The organism is Ureibacillus thermosphaericus (assembly GCF_012396605.1).
Lineage (GTDB): Bacteria > Bacillota > Bacilli > Bacillales_A > Planococcaceae > Ureibacillus > Ureibacillus thermosphaericus.
Map to the genome: position 1 here is coordinate 1 of NZ_JAAXPW010000017.1, position 17928 is coordinate 17928.

At 36.0% G+C, this 17928-nt stretch carries 14 protein-coding genes, 2 rRNA genes and 1 pseudogene; 15 read left to right on the forward strand and 2 right to left on the reverse strand.

Annotation, left to right across the window (positions count from 1 at the left end; genetic code table 11):
* From HF990_RS08210 to tsaD, 6 genes are all read left to right on the forward strand, one after another.
* Positions 1-94: ribosomal RNA gene (locus HF990_RS08210) — 23S ribosomal RNA — on the forward strand; the annotation flags it as partial.
* 68 nt (positions 95-162) lie between these two features.
* Positions 163-277: ribosomal RNA gene (gene rrf, locus HF990_RS08215) — 5S ribosomal RNA — on the forward strand.
* A gap of 1838 nt (positions 278-2115) precedes the next feature.
* Positions 2116-2565: a tRNA (adenosine(37)-N6)-threonylcarbamoyltransferase complex ATPase subunit type 1 TsaE gene (tsaE, locus tag HF990_RS08220; protein WP_096549783.1), complete on the forward strand. Its 450-nt coding sequence runs from the start codon at positions 2116-2118 to the stop codon at positions 2563-2565.
* Positions 2562-3269: a tRNA (adenosine(37)-N6)-threonylcarbamoyltransferase complex dimerization subunit type 1 TsaB gene (gene tsaB, locus HF990_RS08225; RefSeq protein ID WP_096549782.1), complete on the forward strand. Its 708-nt coding sequence runs from the start codon at positions 2562-2564 to the stop codon at positions 3267-3269. The genes tsaE and tsaB overlap by 4 nt, the downstream gene beginning before the upstream one ends.
* Positions 3266-3709: a ribosomal protein S18-alanine N-acetyltransferase gene (rimI, locus tag HF990_RS08230; protein WP_096549781.1), complete on the forward strand. Its 444-nt coding sequence runs from the start codon at positions 3266-3268 to the stop codon at positions 3707-3709. Before tsaB ends, rimI begins: the two co-directional genes overlap by 4 nt.
* Positions 3709-4740 (forward strand): tRNA (adenosine(37)-N6)-threonylcarbamoyltransferase complex transferase subunit TsaD, encoded by a 1032-nt coding sequence (tsaD, locus tag HF990_RS08235; protein ID WP_016839628.1) that lies wholly within the window; start codon positions 3709-3711, stop codon positions 4738-4740. The genes rimI and tsaD overlap by 1 nt, the downstream gene beginning before the upstream one ends.
* Before the next feature lie 452 nt (positions 4741-5192).
* Here tsaD and HF990_RS08240 read toward each other — a convergent pair whose 3' ends face one another.
* Complete coding sequence (locus tag HF990_RS08240) at positions 5193-7136, reverse strand: ABC transporter ATP-binding protein (RefSeq protein WP_016839629.1); 1944 nt, start codon at positions 7134-7136, stop codon at positions 5193-5195.
* Between the two features lie 130 nt (positions 7137-7266).
* On the opposite strand from HF990_RS08240, the gene HF990_RS08245 reads away from it, so the two are divergent.
* From HF990_RS08245 to tatC, 3 genes are all read left to right on the forward strand, one after another.
* Positions 7267-7899, forward strand: a complete 633-nt coding sequence (locus HF990_RS08245) for a redox-sensing transcriptional repressor Rex (protein WP_016839630.1) — start codon at positions 7267-7269, stop codon at positions 7897-7899.
* 90 nt (positions 7900-7989) lie between these two features.
* Positions 7990-8244, forward strand: a complete 255-nt coding sequence (tatA, locus tag HF990_RS08250) for a twin-arginine translocase TatA/TatE family subunit (RefSeq protein ID WP_016839631.1) — start codon at positions 7990-7992, stop codon at positions 8242-8244.
* Between the two features lie 23 nt (positions 8245-8267).
* Positions 8268-9098, forward strand: a complete 831-nt coding sequence (gene tatC, locus HF990_RS08255) for a twin-arginine translocase subunit TatC (protein ID WP_016839632.1) — start codon at positions 8268-8270, stop codon at positions 9096-9098.
* Between the two features lie 69 nt (positions 9099-9167).
* On the opposite strand, the gene HF990_RS08260 is transcribed toward tatC, so the two are convergent.
* Positions 9168-9896, reverse strand: coding sequence for a CPBP family intramembrane glutamic endopeptidase (locus HF990_RS08260; protein ID WP_247595862.1), 729 nt, complete (start codon positions 9894-9896; stop codon positions 9168-9170).
* A 253-nt stretch (positions 9897-10149) separates the two neighbouring features.
* Between HF990_RS08260 and groES the strand changes: the two genes are divergently transcribed.
* From groES to HF990_RS08290, 6 genes and pseudogenes are all read left to right on the forward strand, one after another.
* On the forward strand, positions 10150-10431 hold the full coding sequence (gene groES, locus HF990_RS08265) for a co-chaperone GroES (protein WP_016839634.1): 282 nt from the start codon (positions 10150-10152) through the stop codon (positions 10429-10431).
* Between the two features lie 104 nt (positions 10432-10535).
* Positions 10536-12155: a chaperonin GroEL gene (gene groL / locus HF990_RS08270; RefSeq protein ID WP_016839635.1), complete on the forward strand. Its 1620-nt coding sequence runs from the start codon at positions 10536-10538 to the stop codon at positions 12153-12155.
* 222 nt (positions 12156-12377) lie between these two features.
* Positions 12378-12862, forward strand: a pseudogene (gene tnpA, locus HF990_RS08275) (IS200/IS605 family transposase).
* Positions 12863-13156: 294 nt separating this feature from the next.
* On the forward strand, positions 13157-14614 hold the full coding sequence (locus HF990_RS08280) for a DHA2 family efflux MFS transporter permease subunit (protein WP_016838929.1): 1458 nt from the start codon (positions 13157-13159) through the stop codon (positions 14612-14614).
* A gap of 320 nt (positions 14615-14934) precedes the next feature.
* Positions 14935-16140, forward strand: coding sequence for an EAL domain-containing protein (locus HF990_RS08285; protein ID WP_016838930.1), 1206 nt, complete (start codon positions 14935-14937; stop codon positions 16138-16140).
* 411 nt (positions 16141-16551) lie between these two features.
* Entirely contained in the window at positions 16552-17841 is a 1290-nt protein-coding gene (locus HF990_RS08290) for a LysM peptidoglycan-binding domain-containing protein (RefSeq protein ID WP_168412412.1), read from the forward strand.
* Positions 17842-17928 lie beyond the last annotated feature (87 nt).

Genomic DNA, 17928 nt, shown 5'->3' on the forward strand with positions numbered 1-17928 from the left:
AGATCCCTCAAAGACGATGAGGTAGATAGGTCCGAGGTGGAAGCACGGTGACGTGTGGAGCTGACGGATACTAATCGATCGAGGACTTAACCAATCATTTCAATGTCGTTATCCAGTTTTGAGAGAATAACCTCTCTGAAATTACATACATAATCAAATGAGTCTAGTGACGATGGCAAAGAGGTCACACCCGTTCCCATACCGAACACGGAAGTTAAGCTCTTTAGCGCCGATGGTAGTAAGGGGTCCCCCTTGTGAGAGTAGGACGTTGCTAGGATCAAAAAGCTATTACTGACGTAAGGTCGGTAGTGGCTTTTTTTTATGCCCCTTACTACCAAGGACTGAAAGTCCAATCGGCGCGATACAGAAACCACATGCTAAACAAAAGCAAAATAAATATTTGAAGGAGACGAGAAGCACGGGGACCAAGAAGTTCAAGGAAGCGAGGCAGCCCGGAGCGGAGCGTACAGTGTACGTGAGCACCGGACTGCCGAAGCTGACACAGAAATTCGCCGGTCAACGTGCTTCGGAGTTAGCGCCGATGGTAGAAAGGGTCCCCCTTGTGAGAGTAGGACGTTGTTTTTTAATATGACACTGTAAATTGCAAATTTTACAAGTGAAAACCCAACGGTTTAAAAAAACAATAAATAGTTAATATTTACAGCATTTAATTGAAAATAACAACAAGGACAAAAAGTCCACTCGAGTTCGATAAACCGCAGTACATCTAAAGAAACACTACAAAAGAAAAAGCATATATAACATTTAATTTCAATAAAAAGAGAAGATACAGTGTACGTGAGCACCGGACCGCCGAAGCTGACGCAGAAATTCGCCGGTCAACGTGCTTCGGAGTTAGCGCCGATGGTAGAAAGGGGTCCCCCTTGTGAGAGTAGGACGTTGCTAGGCTCAAAAAGCTATTACTGACGTAAGGTCGGTAGTGGCTTTTTTTTATGCCCCTTACTACCAAGGACTGAAAGTCCAATCGGCGCGATACAGAAACCACATGCTAAACAAAAGCAAAATAAATATTTGAAGGAGACGAGAAGCACGGGGACCAAGAAGTTCAAGGAAGCGAGGCAGCCCGGAGCGGAGCGTACAGTGTACGTGAGCACCGGACTGCCGAAGCTGACACAGAAATTCGCCGGTCAACGTGCTTCGGAGTTAGCGCCGATGGTAGAAAGGGTCCCCCTTGTGAGAGTAGGACGTTGTTTTTTAATATGACACTGTAAATTGCAAATTTTACAAGTGAAAACCCAACGGTTTAAAAAAACAATAAATAGTTAATATTTACAGCATTTAATTGAAAATAACAACAAGGACAAAAAGTCCACTCGAGTTCGATAAACCGCAGTACATCTAAAGAAACACTACAAAAGAAAAAGCATATATAACATTTAATTTCAATAAAAAGAGAAGATACAGTGTACGTGAGCACCGGACTGCCGAAGCTGACACAGAAATTCGCCGGTCAACGTGCTTCGGAGTTAGTGCCGATGGTAGAAAGGGGTCCCCTTGCGAGAGTAGGACATTGCTTTTCCATAATATCACGCAAAGTGGTGCTTATTTCACAAGTGAAAATCTAACGGTTTAAAAGTTGAAATCAAATGTGACGATGAATTTGAACCATAATTTGTAATACATTACAGTAGCTTTTTTGTAAAGCCCCCTCTATTTTATTGCTAGAAATTGTTATTGCAAGCCGCATATTTTACACATATAAATAAAAATACACTCCACCTAATCTGATTCGAAACAAACGGTCATGACATCATCGAATCAACACCATGTCATAAAAGCAAGTAAAGAATAAATATATTAGTAATATCCCTTTTTGAGGTGGAAAAATGAGACGGTTAAGAAGAAATATAATGGTGATAATTTTTATATTAATTGCAAGTCTTATTCATTTTATCTTTCATTATTTTCTTCAATAAGTGGATAGGGAAACGCATCTCTCTATAAAATGAAAACAATTTATTTCTAGATAAGAAATGAATGAGTTACTATATAGAGAGATGTTTTTTTTTGGATTTATAAATGATACATTTTGAATTAATGAATTCTTTTAGATAAACTATTGTTAATGTTAGGGTGAGAGGATACGTGAAGACGATGTACGAAAAGGAAGTGCATTCTTTAGAAGAAACAAATCAACTTGGAATTCGTTTAGCGAATTTACTTGAGCCGGGAGATAATCTAACATTTGAAGGGGATTTAGGTGCCGGGAAAACAACATTTATTCAAGCTTTAGCGAAAGGACTGGGTATTTCCCGAACAGTGAATAGCCCTACTTTTACAATCATGAAACAATATGAAGGGAAGTTGCCGCTTAATCACTTAGATGTGTATCGTTTAGAAAATAGTGATGAAGATTTAGGATGGGATGAAATATTTTATGGTGATGCGGTAACGGTAATTGAATGGGCACATTTAATTGAGGAAAATCTACCGGATGAAAGATTAGATATTGAAATTCAACGAATTGATGAAAATAAAAGAAAATTTATATTTAGACCAATAGGAAAACGGTATGAACGATTATGTGAGGAGTTATTTACATGATTTGGTTAGGAATTGAAACATCAAACGCTCCACTTTCCGTCGCTATCGTAAGAGACGGAGAAGTGCTTTCAGAAATAGTACAAAATACAAAATCAACACATTCTGTTACTTGTATGCCAACAATAGAAGAGGTATTTCGAAAAACTAACTTAAAACCTGTTGATATTGATGCCGTAGCGGTTTCCGAAGGTCCTGGTTCGTATACTGGGCTAAGAATCGGGGTAACGATTGCAAAAACGTTATCTTGGACTTTAAAGAAACCATTAGTTGGCATATCAAGTCTAAAAGTGCTTGCAAGTAATGTTGAATTGTTTGATGGCATTATTTGCACGATGTTTGATGCTAGAAGAAAGAATGTATACGCTGCAGTATATAAAGGGAAAGAATTGAAAACGATTATTCCAGAACATCATGGATCTTTGGAAGAACTGTTGCAACAGTTAAAAGAGTATCAAGAAACAATTATGTTTGTTGGTTCAGATGTGAAAAAATTTAAGGAAGAGATTCAATCCGTTTTAGGTGAACAGGCTAAATTTGCACCGCCTTCACTTAACTTACCGAGAGCTTCAAAATTAATCGAATTAGCTGAAAAAGAACCATTGCCAACATTAGAAATGGTTCATTCCTTTGTGCCAAAATATCATCGTTTAGCTGAAGCAGAGGCAAATTGGTTAAAAGCACATCAAAAGGAGCAAAAAGGATGATTCACTATCGAAAAATGACGGCACAAGATGTGGAGGCAGTGCATGCGATAGAGGTTGAATCGTTTCCAACTCCTTGGACCGAGGATTCTTTTCATTACGAAATGAGAGAAAATCCCTTTGCTCATTACATTGTAGCAGAAGATGACCATGGAACAATTGTTGGATATTGCGGTATCTGGATTGTCGTTGATTCTGCTCAAATTACCAATGTGGCGGTTACTGAAAAATCAAGAGGACAAGGCATTGGTGAAGGGCTTATGCGAGAGGCAATGAGAGTAGCGAAAGAACACAATGCGGAAACGATGAGTTTAGAAGTACGTGTATCAAACATAGTGGCACAAAATTTATACCGAAAGCTCGGATTCCAAGATGGCGGAATTCGGAAAGGATATTATACAGATAACCAGGAAGATGCTCTAGTAATGTGGGTGAATTTATAATGGAAAACTTAATTTTAGCAATTGAAACAAGCTGTGATGAGACAGCTGCTAGCGTAATTAGAAATGGAAATGAAATTCTTTCAAACGTAGTAGCTTCACAAATCGATAGTCAAAAAAGATTTGGGGGGGTCGTACCAGAAATTGCGTCTCGCCACCATGTTGAACAAATAACGGTTGTAATTGAAGAAGCATTGGAAAAGGCAAGCATTGTACCATCAGATTTAGACGCAGTGGCAGTGACGGAAGGCCCAGGACTAGTTGGTGCATTGCTTATCGGCATTAATGCAGCAAAAGCCTTTGCCTTTGCTCACGGATTACCGATTATTGGGGTGCACCATATTGCCGGTCACATATATGCAAGTGCGCTTGTTGAACCAATGAAATTTCCTTTATTAGCACTTGTTGTATCTGGAGGGCATACGGAATTAATCTATATGAAAGAACATGGATCTTTTGAAGTCATTGGAGAAACTCGCGATGATGCGGCCGGGGAAGCTTATGATAAAGTAGCGCGGGTGTTAAATTTACCTTATCCCGGTGGTCCGCATATTGATCGAATGGCTCATGAAGCTAAAAAAGGTGTAGATTTTCCACGAGCGTGGTTAGAAGATACGTATGATTTTAGTTTTAGTGGATTAAAATCAGCTGTTATTAATTATAAACATAATTTGGAGCAAAGAGGACAATCAATTGTGCCTGAAGAAGTCGCAAAAGGCTTCCAAGACAGTGTTGTAGAAGTATTGACAACTAAAACGATAAAAGCAGCTAAGGAATTAGGGGTTAAACAAGTAATAGTAGCTGGTGGTGTTTCTGCAAATCGTGGATTGCGAGAAAGTTTAAGTAAAGCGCTTGAACAGGAAGGGATACCATTTACGGCTCCACCACTTTCTTTATGCACAGATAATGCAGCAATGATTGGCGCCTGTGCGGCTTACATGTTTGAAGCGGGAGTAAGATCCGATTTATCGATGAATGGTTTGCCAGGGAAAGAATTGAAAAGTTGGAGTAATACAGACGACAAACTTCGATAAAAGTATAATATTTTCTTCAGAAAAAGATGGGGTATGACATGAAGTCATATCCTTTTTATTTATACACAAAATTATACACAGAATTAAAATATTGAATATTTTTCTTAAAACTTATTCGCAAGTTTGTGAATAGTTTTCTTTTTTGTCAAGACGAACATTCGTACTTATGCACAATCTGTGTATAACTTGTGGATAACCTGTGATAAAGCTGTGAAAAATCAATATATTGTGTGTATTTTTCCAGAACGAAGTGTGGATTTTTTTTTCTGGTGATGTGGATAATGTGGAAAAGGCTGTTGATATGTTGGTATCACTGAGTTTTTATTGTGAATAAAACTGTGGGGAAAATTTATCGAAATTTGTCTATTGACCAAGATATATGTAATATTCGAAAACAAGATTCATGTTTTCCATATATAAATGAAAAGCTACCTGAATATTATTCAGGTAGCTTAAATTTTCAGGTTTTCCAATTCTTCTTGTAGTTCAAGCCATTGAGTTTCGAGCTCGCTGTGAGATTGCTTTAACGAATCCAGTTTATTTTGGAGCTCTAATGCCTTTTCGTAATCACTAAAAATCTCTGGTTCACAAAGCTTCAGTTCGATATTGTTAATTTCCTCTTCATAATTGGACATTTCTTTTTCAAGCTCTTCAATTTTTCTTCGAATTTGACGCTCTCGTTTTTTGACTTCTTTGTTTACTGAAGATGGATGCTGGATTTTGATTTCTTCCTGTTTTGCTTCATGCTTTGTTTCATTCAGTTCAGCTAATTCCATTAATTCTTGTTTTTTCTCTACATAATAATCATAATCACCTAAATACTCAAATGTGCCTGTGGCGGATAGTTCAACGACTTTTGTAGCAATTTTATTCATGAAATAACGGTCATGGGAAACGAATAGTATCGTTCCTGGATAGTCCATCAACGCATTCTCTAAGACCTCTTTACTGTCTAAATCAAGATGGTTCGTTGGTTCGTCTAATACGAGGAAATTTGCTTTTTGCAACATGAGTTTTGCTAAGGCAAGGCGTGCTTTTTCCCCACCGGATAATGTATTAACAAGTTTTAGTACATCATCGCCACTAAATAAAAATTGACCTAAAACGGAACGAATTTCTTTTTCATTCATTAACGGCCATTCATCCCAAAGTTCATTTAAAACGGTTTTATTACTATCGAGTTTTGCTTGTTCTTGATCGTAATAGCCAATTTTAACGTTCGTTCCATAACGAATGCTTCCAGACAGTGGAGATAAATCTTTGACAATGGTTTTTAATAGAGTGGATTTTCCGACTCCATTCGGTCCTACTATCGCAACCCGATCTTGTCGGAAGATGCGCAAATAGATATTTTCAGAAATTATTTGATTTTGCTCATATCCAATTGATAAATCATCGATTGATAGTACATCATTTCCGCTTTGTCTTTCGATATCAAATCCAAATTTTGCTGATTTTTCATCACCAATTGGGGCATCCATCCATTGGGTACGTTCCAACATTTTTCTTCGGCTTTTTGCAAGCTTTGCTGTAGAAGCACGTGCGATATTTTTTTGAATAAAAGCTTCAAGTTTCGCTTTTTCATCTTGCTGTTGCTCATACATTTTTAAATCGCGTTCATATTGTTTTGCTTTTTGGTCCAAATAATCGCTATAATTTCCTATATACTTTGTTACGCGAGTTCTTGATACTTCATAAACGATATTGACGATTTGATCGAGAAAATAACGGTCGTGAGAAACGATTAAAATGGCACCTGTATAAGCTTTTAAATAATTTTCAAGCCAACTTAATGTTTCGATATCTAAATGGTTCGTAGGCTCGTCTAAAATCAGTAAATCCGGTTTGCTTAGTAGCAATTTTGCAAGGGCAAGTCGTGTTCGTTGACCACCCGATAAGGAAGAAACAGGTTTATCATACATGTCGGGGAAGAATTTCATACCATGAAGTACGGAACGTGTATCTGCTTCATATTGATAGCCACCGGATTCTTTAAAAGAATGTTGTAGTTGATCATATTCTGCCATAATACGAGAGTAATTAGTTGGACTCTCATACACGGATGGGTCAGCCATTTGTTGTTCTAATTCGCGAAGTCGCATTTCTTGTTTTTTTAACGGTTCAAACACCGTCATCATTTCTTCCCAAATTGTACGTTTGGATTCAAGACCAGCATGTTGTTCTAAATACCCAATTGTTATATCTTTAGGAATAATGATTTCGCCAGAATCGTAAGACAATTGTCCAGCAATGATTTTTAATAACGTAGATTTACCCGCACCGTTGCGACCTACTAATGCGACACGGTCACGGTGTTGAACTTCTAATTTTACATCCTTTAATATTTCATCAGATAAGAATGATTTTGTTAATTGATTTACTTGAAGTATGATCATGTTTACACCTCTGTTCACTACTATTAGTGTAATAGAAGACAGGAATTCAAGCAATGTGAACGCTTTACTTATTTAGCTATGTTTAGTAATATAAAATCAATTTCGAGTTGAAGTTAACAGGGGGATTATTGTGAAAAGAGATATAAAAATTCCACAGGCGACAACAAAAAGACTGCCTCTTTATTATCGGTTTTTACAGAACTTCGCAAATGATGGAAAACAGAGAGTTTCATCTCAAGAATTAAGTGAGGCAATGAAGATTGACTCCGCTACAATTCGAAGAGATTTTTCTTATTTTGGCGCCTTAGGTAAAAAAGGATATGGATATGATGTTTTGTATTTGTTGGAATTTTTTAGACAAATTCTAGATCAAGATGAAGGCGCGAATGTCGCTCTTATTGGCGTGGGGAATTTAGGAAATGCCCTTTTGAAATATAATTTCCAAAAAAATCATAATACGAGAATCGTTGTTGCGTTCGATACAAAGGCGCCAATGGAAGGGCATGAAGTAAATGGAATCCCAGTTTATCATCCCGATCGATTAGAAGAAATGTATCAAAAATATAATGCAGAACTTGCAATATTAACTGTATCTTCACGCTCTGCCCAAGCCATTGCTGATCGCTTATCAGCAATCAACGCAAAAGGAATATTGAATTTTACTCCTGTTCGTTTAAATGTTCCGGAAACGATGAAAGTAATGAATATCGATTTAGCAGTTGAACTAGAGGCTTTAATTTATTTAATTCGCAATAGTGATTGATAAAAAGTTTTCACAATCTATTTCCGTTATGTAATGCAAAATATGTCGAATTGGGGTAAAATAAATACATAAACTGAGGAGGTGTCATCGATGGTTGTGCATTTAAGTGCAATTACACCAACTGCCCTTATTATTATCGGGATTGTTGCATTGATTATTTTCGGACCGAAAAAATTACCTGAATTTGGACGAGCAATGGGAACGACTTTGCGTGAGTTCAAAAAGGGTACACAAGGTTTAATAGATGATAGCGATGTTACTGATAAAAAGAACATCATCGAGATAGATCAGCAACAAAAATCCATTGAGAAAGTTGAAACGAAAGAACAAGAACACAATAAGTAATAATAAGGATGTCTAAAAGAAAAATGGATCCAAAAGAACTTCCTATTATAGAACATATAGAGGAATTAAGAAAGCGCTTAATTATTTGTGCTGTTTTTTTCGTTATCGCATTAATAGCTGGATTCTATGTTGCAGAACCAATCATTAAATTCATTCAGCATGATAATGAAGAATTAGAGGCATTAACATTAAATGCATTCAAAGTAAGCGACCCGCTTACTGTATATTTAGAAGTATCCTTCTTTGTAGCATTAATTTTGACATCTCCGGTGATTTTGTACCAACTTTGGGCATTTATTGCACCGGGCTTGTATGAATCTGAGAGGAAAGCAACATTAAAATATATACCGTATTCCTTTGTTTTGTTTTTAGTTGGATTATTGTTTTCTTACTTTATTCTTTTCCCAAACGTTATGAATTTCATGATGAACTTGTCGGAGCGGTTAGATATTCAGCAAACAATCGGCATTAACGAATATTTCTCTTTTTTATTTAAATTAGTGATTCCATTTGGTTTTTTATTTCAACTTCCAGTCATTACATTGTTTTTATCCCGTCTCGGGGTATTGAATCCAAACTTAATGTCAAAGTTTAGAAAGTATTCTTACTTTGTATTATTTGTTATTGCCGTATTAATTTCGCCACCTGACTTAATTTCATATATTCTAATGTCCATTCCGTTATTTGTTTTGTATGAAATTAGCATTGCTATTGCAAAAATCGGATATAAGAAATATTTAAAAGCAGAAGAACAGCGTATGCAAGAAGAAAAGGAAGCGGAACAAAGACAACAAGTGGAAGCTGCGTTAGCAGAACAAAGACGTCTAATTGAACAAATGAAGGAACAAAATTAAAGCCTATTTTCTATGAAATTCATGGAAAATAGGCTTTTTCTTTATTCATGCTTATAAAGCAGGCTATGCTTAATGAAAAAATTGTTGAATTTTTTCAATGTTCAATTGTAAGTATGTAACAAAACCATTTAGCATCATGTGCGCAATGATTGGAGTGATTAACCGTTTTGTCTTATTATATAGGAAGGCAAAAATAAAACCAGTTATGGTATAAAGAATGATATGACTAAAATCTAAATGAATAATCGCAAAGACGATTGCACTTATGAAGGCAGCTAACCAAAAGTTATTTTGTGCTTGCATAATCGATCCAAATATTACGCGGCGAAACACAAGTTCTTCTAAAATTGGTCCAAAAATAACGGAAGCTAGAATCATGATTGGTGCGATTTTTGTAATGTTTATAATGGCTTCAGTATTTTCAGAGCCAAGCTCAATGCCTAATGCCGATTCAATTTGAATACCAATCACTTGACCTAAATAAATCATGAAAAAACCGATAATTCCCCAACCAATTGCTACCGACAATGGCATTTTTTCTCCTTTTAAACAATTCCAAAAGTTTTTATTTTTGGAGATTAAGATAAAAGAAATAATTAATGCTATTCCTGCGGTAATGGATGACCACCAGCCTGCTAATGCAATATACGCTGAACGCCCCTCTAAATCAATAAAGCCTAAAAAGAAACTTTTTAGCGGGGGAATCCATAGTAAAAAAGAAGAAAGTTGAAAACAGATATAAGTGATTAATACATAAAAAGCGGTCTTTTGAGTTTGAATATTTTGCGAATTAGCCAATCGTATATTTCCCTCTTTCTTATGCAAATTCATTAAAATGTAATCATAATATTAATCTTTCCGATCCAAATTAAGGAATGGTGTTTTTACTAATCATATTCTATTGTAGAGGAAGATAGAAAGAAAAGAAATTTTTTATACTTCTCACTTGCAAAAAAAGGGATGATTCATTATTATATAATTGTGTTAGCACTCAGGTGATAAGAGTGCTAATAATGGTAGATAAAATACGAAATGTAGGAGGTTGTTTCACTTGCTAAGACCATTAGGAGATCGCGTGATTATCGAATTAGTTGAGGTAGAAGAAAAAACTGCTTCTGGACTTGTACTACCTGATTCAGCAAAAGAAAAACCACAAGAAGGTAAAGTGGTTGCTGTAGGTTCTGGTCGTGTATTAGATAACGGCACTCGCGTTGAGCCTGAAGTAAAAGAAGGCGATGTGATTATCTTCTCTAAATATGCCGGAACAGAAGTGAAATATGAAGGTAAAGAATATTTAATTTTAAGAGAAAGCGATATTTTAGCTGTTTTATAATCATATAGAAATCAAAATTGCGCCTCTTCCATTGTATGAAATGTCAGGCGTATTTATACCGATTTTGATTACCTATAGATAAAAATAAATGGAGGTAAGGCAAAATGGCAAAAGATATTAAATTTGCAGAAGAAGCTCGTTCGTTAATGTTACAAGGTGTAGATAAATTAGCAAACGCTGTAAAAGTAACATTAGGTCCTAAAGGTCGTAACGTTGTACTTGAAAAGAAATTTGGTTCACCTTTAATTACTAATGACGGTGTAACAATTGCGAAAGAAATCGAACTTGAAAATCCTTATGAAAACATGGGTGCAAAATTAGTTGCAGAAGTTGCTTCTAAAACAAACGAAGTAGCAGGTGACGGTACAACAACTGCAACAGTTTTAGCACAAGCAATGATTCGTGAAGGTTTGAAAAACGTAACAAGCGGTGCAAACCCTGTAGGAATTCGCAAAGGTATTGATAAAGCAGTAGCCGCTGCAATTGAAGAATTGAAAAACATTTCTCGTCAAGTTCAAAATAAAGAAGAAATCGCACAAGTTGCTTCTATCTCTGCAGCCGATGAAGAAGTAGGTAAATTCATCTCTGAAGCGATGGAACGTGTTGGAACTGACGGTGTAATCACAATCGAAGAATCAAAAGGTTTCAATACTGAATTAGATGTAGTAGAAGGTATGCAATTTGACCGCGGTTACGTATCTCACTACATGGTAACAGATACTGATAAAATGGAAGCAGTGCTCGAAAATCCTTACATTTTAATTACTGATAAGAAAATCTCTAGCATTCAAGATATTCTTCCATTATTAGAGCAAGTAGTACAACAAGGCAAACCATTATTAATTATCGCTGAAGATATCGAAGGTGAAGCTCTTGCAACATTAGTATTGAACAAATTACGCGGTACATTCCAAGTAGTTGCTGTAAAAGCACCTGGATTCGGTGACCGCCGTAAAGCAATGCTTGAAGATATTGCCATTTTAACAGGTGGACAAGTTATCACTTCTGACCTTGGCTTAGACTTAAAAACAGCTGATATCACATCTTTAGGACGCGCTGGTAAAGTAGTTGTAAATAAAGAAAACACTACTATCGTTGAAGGTGCTGGAGATCAAGCTGCTATTGAATCACGTGTAAATCAAATCCGTGCTCAAATTGAAGAAACAACTTCAGAATTTGATAAAGAAAAATTACAAGAACGCTTAGCAAAATTAGCTGGCGGTGTAGCAGTAATTAAAGTAGGTGCTGCTACTGAAACAGAATTAAAAGAGCGTAAACTTCGCATCGAAGACGCATTAAACGCTACTCGTGCAGCGGTTGAAGAAGGAATCGTTGCAGGTGGTGGTACTGCATTAGTAAATGTTTATAAAGCAGTAGAAAAAGTATTAGATGAAGTAGATGGCGATGTAGCAACTGGTGTGAAAATTGTGTTACGTGCTCTAGAAGAACCAGTTCGTCAAATCGCAGAAAATGCTGGTTTAGAAGGATCAATCATTGTTGATCGCTTAAAACGTGAAGAAGTTGGCGTTGGTTTCAATGCTGCAACTGGTGAATGGGTAAACATGATTGATGCAGGTATTGTTGACCCAGCTAAAGTAACTCGTTCAGCATTACAAAATGCTGCTAGTGTAGCTGCATTATTCTTAACAACTGAAGCAGTGGTAGCTGATATCCCAGAGCCACCAGCTCAAAATCCAGGAATGCCAGATATGGGCATGATGTAATAACGTTATAAATAAAGACGCCATCCTTTTGGCAGTGTTGAATAGAAAAGGGTTCTTTCCGAAGCAATGGAAAGAACCTTTTTTCTTTGTGTAAAAAAGAAAACCCCCTGCTAGGCAGGGGGTTCCGTATAGCTTACAGCGAGGTATTAAAAAAGATCCCACTTGATGCTAAAATAAATTACGGTTCGCCAACCAAATTTTAGTACCAAGGAGGGACCTATTATGTCTTCTGACACAAATAGTTTAGCACATACCAAGTGGAATTGTAAGTATCACATTGTATTTGCACCAAAATATAGAAGACAGATAATTTATGGAAAGATAAAGAAGATATTGGACAAATATTAAGACAACTATGTGAAAGAAAAGGCGTAGAAATAATTGAAGCTACCGCATGCAAAGACCACATACATATGTTGGTCAGTATCCCATCAAAATTAAGTGTTTCATCATTCGTGGGATATTTAAAAGGAAAAAGTAGTTTGATGATATTCGATCGACATGCCCATTTAAAGTATCGATATGGAAACAGAAAATTTTGGTGTAGAGGATTTTATGTGGATACGGTAGGTAGAAATAAAAAGGTAATTGAAGAATATATTCGAAATCAAATACAAGATGATATCATTGCAGATCAACTCAGTATGGAAGAGTTCGTCGATCCATTTACAGGTGAAGAGATAAAGCGAAAACCTAGGAAAAAATAAAAGAGACCCTTTAAGGGTCAGCTGGAAAAGTAGTGCAGTTGGCGAACCATTCGATGCCCCTTTAGGGGTTGGCCAGTAATAAAGGCTTCTAGCCGCAGAACAAACCACCCGTTCACACGGGTGGTTTTGATTTCGCTTACATCTTCATCTATAACAATATTGAACTGCTAGTATAAATTCAAAATTACTAAATTTAAAGTAAAATAAAAAGGTAATATTTTTTTCTTGATAAATTTGAACTGTAGGTATAGAATAGATTTCGCTTAAATATTGTTACAGAGAGTGTGAATAGATATGACTAAAGAACTGTCAGCACAAAGGCCTCCTTATTTAATGATCGCTGTATTGTTTATAGGAGCCTTTATTTCGTTTTTAAATAATACCTTAATGAATGTTGCATTACCTACCATCATGCAAGATTTTCAAATTAGTTATGCAACTGTACAGTGGCTTTCTAACGGCTATATGTTAGTTAGCGGTGTATTAATCCCTGCCTCTGCTTTTTTCATCACGAGATTTAACACAAAACCTTTATTTGTAGTGGCTACTAGTATTTTTACTTTAGGTACGCTACTTGCAGCCTTCTCTCCTAACTTTGGAACATTGCTTGCCGGAAGAATGGTTCAAGCTGCAGGTTCATCCGTTATGGCTCCGCTCTTAATGAATGTGATGTTAGTTAGTTTCCCAATTGAAAAACGTGGGACAGCAATGGGCTTCTTCGGGCTTATTATGATGGCTGCACCAGCAATCGGTCCAACATTATCGGGCTATATTGTAGAACATTATAATTGGCGAATTCTATTTACGATGATTTTGCCTTTTGCAGTTATTAGTGTTTTATTAGGTTTATGGAAATTAGAGAATGTCATACCAACGAAAAAAAAATCATTGGATTATTTTTCAATTGTGTTAAGTACAATTGGGTTCGGTTCTCTTTTATACGGATTTAGTACAGCTGGTAATAAAGGATGGTCCGACCCTGTAATTATTACAACCATCATCATTGGTATAATTGGCATCGTTTTATTTGTATTGAGACAATTAAAACTTGAATCTCCGTTTTTAAGTATGGAAATCTTTAAGGCTCCTTCCTATACCCTTTCCGCAATTTTTAGTTCCGTGCTTGGAATGGGGTTAACAGGGGGAATGATTTTAACTCCAGCTTATTTACAAAGTGTGCGGCATATCGAACCGATGGAGTCAGGGTTAATGATGTTACCGGGAGCGCTTGTTATGGCTGCAATGTCACCTATTACTGGTCGCTTGTTTGACAAGTTTGGACCACGCGTATTGGCGATAATTGGTATGAGTATTATGACGGTTACAACATATCTACTGTCTCATTTAGAAATTGACACTTCAATTATTTATATCATTTCCGTATATACTGTTCGAACAATCGGGATATCTTTAGTGATGATGCCTGTCATGACAAATGGATTAAATTCTCTAGCACCTCGATTGAATCCACATGGTACTGCAGCAAATAACACCATTCAACAAATTGCTGGTTCTATTGGCACAGCAGTCTTGATTGCGGTGATGAACACAAAGGCTACATCCGTTGGAGAAAAAATGGCAGCGGAAGCGATGCAAGCTGGTACATTTTCGGAGGAAGTAATGGCAAGCATTACCCAACAGGCCCTTTTAGAAGGAATTGAATTAGCATTCTTTGTAGCAACTTGCTTTACTCTTATTCCACTACTTTTATCATTCTTCTTAAAACGTGTAACACAGCCTCAAATTAAATAAAAATGAAACGAACAAAAACCACCATTTTCAATATTGAAAAATGGTGATTTTATTTTCCAATATTCTTTATAAAATTTATAAGAATTATATGATTTATTTTATTATAAAATTATTTTATAATAATTAATGGTCTGATTTGAAATGATATTAAATAAAATTTGAGGAATGTTTAGAATTAGGGAAAGGGGAAGTAGCTCTTTTTTCAGTTATATGAATATTAGAAATGAATGTTCTATTTAAGTTGCTTTTTAATGCATTATTTCATGTATAATACAGTTAGCATAGCAAGTTTGAACATAATTTGTGTGTGGAGGTTTCTTATGGAAGTACTAGATATTTTAGATAGAATAAATGAAATAGAAGTGTTTTATGAGCCAATTTTTAGTGCGGATTCGCATTCGATTGTTGCTTATGAAGTTTCTGGAAAGCTTTTAATAAATGATAAAACGATCGATATTGTTAATTTAACTTATGATTCAACGATTCCCGAAGATTTGCGGAAAGAAGCAGAACTTACTCTCATAAAAAAAGCTGTTACAGAAGTAAAGGATTCGTTAAATGATTTCTATGTTTATTTACCATGTAATCCAAATTTGTTTATGACAGATGTTGGAGATGCTTATTTTCAAGCAATAAAACAAACAATTGGTGAATCGTTATTATCCAAAATATTTCTAGTAATTCCAGCGCATAAATATGAAGGGGAAGCTGATGAATTACAGCATCCAATTCGGTATATGAAAACGTATGGTGTCAAAATCGCTTTAGACGAAATTGGTAAAGAAAGCAAGTTGGATCAAATACTAATGTTGGAGCCAACTGTATTAAAAATCAATATTAATCAATTGAATTACAATGCTTGGGGTTCCCAAAGTCATGTGTTTACAACAATTCAAAGTTTGGCGATCAAAATGGGTGCCGCTTTAATGTTTAATGATATAAAAACGGATTATCAATTACATCACGCATGGAAGCATGGTGCTCGATATTTTAAAGGAGAATATTTACAGAAACCTTCTACACATTTAAATCCGAAAGACTCATTAAAAGAGCGATTCCGCAATGATTGTAAACAATTTATTGCAACTGAAAGAAAGCAGTTGGAATTAAAATATGAAGAAATGAAAAAATTGAAAAAGGATATTGCTACAATTGTTGATCAATCAAAACTACAAAGTCATGATGAGGAGTCACTCTTAGCATTAGCAAACAAATTAACAAAATATGCTTTCCGATTTTATATTTGCAATGAAGAAGGATTTCAAATATCCCCAAATATCGTGCGTAGAAATGGAAATTGGATAGTGGAAAAAGAAGCTATCGGTAAAAATTGGAGTTGGCGACCTTACTTTCTCTTAAATATCATCAAATTAAAAGATGATGTGAAAGGTGAACTTTCAAATATATATAGTGACATCAAAACCGGCGAATTAACTCGTACGTTCTCCATGGCATTAGCTGATAATGAATATTTATTTGTTGATATTTCGTACGATTACTTGTATGAACATAATCTGTTACATTAATATTTAATCGTGTTCGATAAATGGAAGGAAAAAGTGAATTTTAGGAGGCTGTCTAGAAATTTCTAGATAGCCTTATTTTTTTATGGAGAGAAGCAACTGGAAGGGGGCTATTTGCATAAGTTGAGAGATTAGCTATTCGCGGAATATCTGCACAAGCTAAGGACTTATCCGCACGAGTAGAGGAATTATCTGCAAATGCTCAGGATCTAACCGCACAAGTAGAGGAATTATCTACACAAGTTCAGGCGTTATCCGCACGATTCAAGGGAATCTTCTCACAAGAACTGCTCTATTCACATTCAATCCTCCATATAAACTCCTTAGAATGTTTATCAATTACAATTGTTATTTTCTTTCAAAACACATCATAAAATCTATTGATTGTCATAAGTGCAAAAAGGAGGATGCACCATTCAAATACACGTTGTTCGGCCGGGAGATACGATTTGGGGGATTGCTCAAAGCTACAATGTCAATCCACAAACAATCATTCAAACGAATCAAATTGAATTACCAAATGAATTAGTGGTGGGGCAAGCAATTGTGATTCCGATTGTTGGAAGTTTTTACTGGGTTCAGCCGGGGGATACGTTATTTACCATTGCACAGCGTTTTGGAATGAACTATCTCACCCTTGCACAAATTAACGGACTAAATCCCAATCAGCCATTGCTGCCAGGACTAAGATTATATATTCCACCGAGGGCGAAAACGAGAGCAGAAGTTAATATTTATATTGAACCATCCGGGGATACAGTTAGTGAACAATTATTGAATAGTGCCCGTGAAGTAGGAACTTATCTCACATACTTAGCGCCATTCAGTTATGAAGCAAGAAGAGATGGTAGTCTCGTACCAATGCCAATACAGGGAATACCTGAAGTGGCTCAGAATAGTGGGGCTTCTTTGATGCTTGTTGTGACGAATTTAGAAAATGGTCAGTTTAGTGGGGAACTTGGTAGAGATATATTGCAAAGCTCAGCAGTTCAGGATGTTCTTCTAGATAACATTATTGATGAGGCAAAACGTATTGGGACGGTATCAGACATTCATTTTGACTTTGAATTTTTGCCTCCAGATCAAAGAGAAGCGTACAATAATTTTTTAAGGAAAGCAGCAGATCGTCTTCATGAGGAAGGATTGTTAATTTCCAGTGCATTAGCTCCAAAACTATCCCGTGAACAAACTGGTCAATGGTATGAAGCTCATGATTATCGTGCACATGGAGAAATAGTGGACTTTGTTGTATTAATGACCTATGAATGGGGCTATTCAGGAGGACCACCAATGGCAGTATCTCCAATTAGTGAAGTGGAGAAAGTGTTAAACTATGCTTTAACAGAGATGCCGCCAAGCAAAATTATGATGGGACAAAATTTATATGGTTATGATTGGACCCTTCCTTATGTTGAAGGAGGACAATATGCAAGAGCTATAAGCCCTCAACAAGCGATTGCTCTTGCCCGTGAACATAATGCAGAAATTCAATTTGACCCAATTGCTCAAGCTCCTTATTTTTATTATGTAGATGATGAGGGTAAAAATCATGAAGTTTGGTTTGAAGATGCTAGGTCGATTCAAGCGAAGTTTAATTTAATGAAAAGGTTGAATTTGCGGGGGATTAGTTATTGGAAGTTAAGCTTTGCTTTTCCTCAAAATTGGTTGTTAATTCAAGACAATTTTAATATTGTTAAAAGATGAAATAGCAATGCAATTATTAAACGGTTGATGGAGATTTCATTAATAGTGAATTGCACAAATTGCATGATTATAAAAAAGAATCCTCAA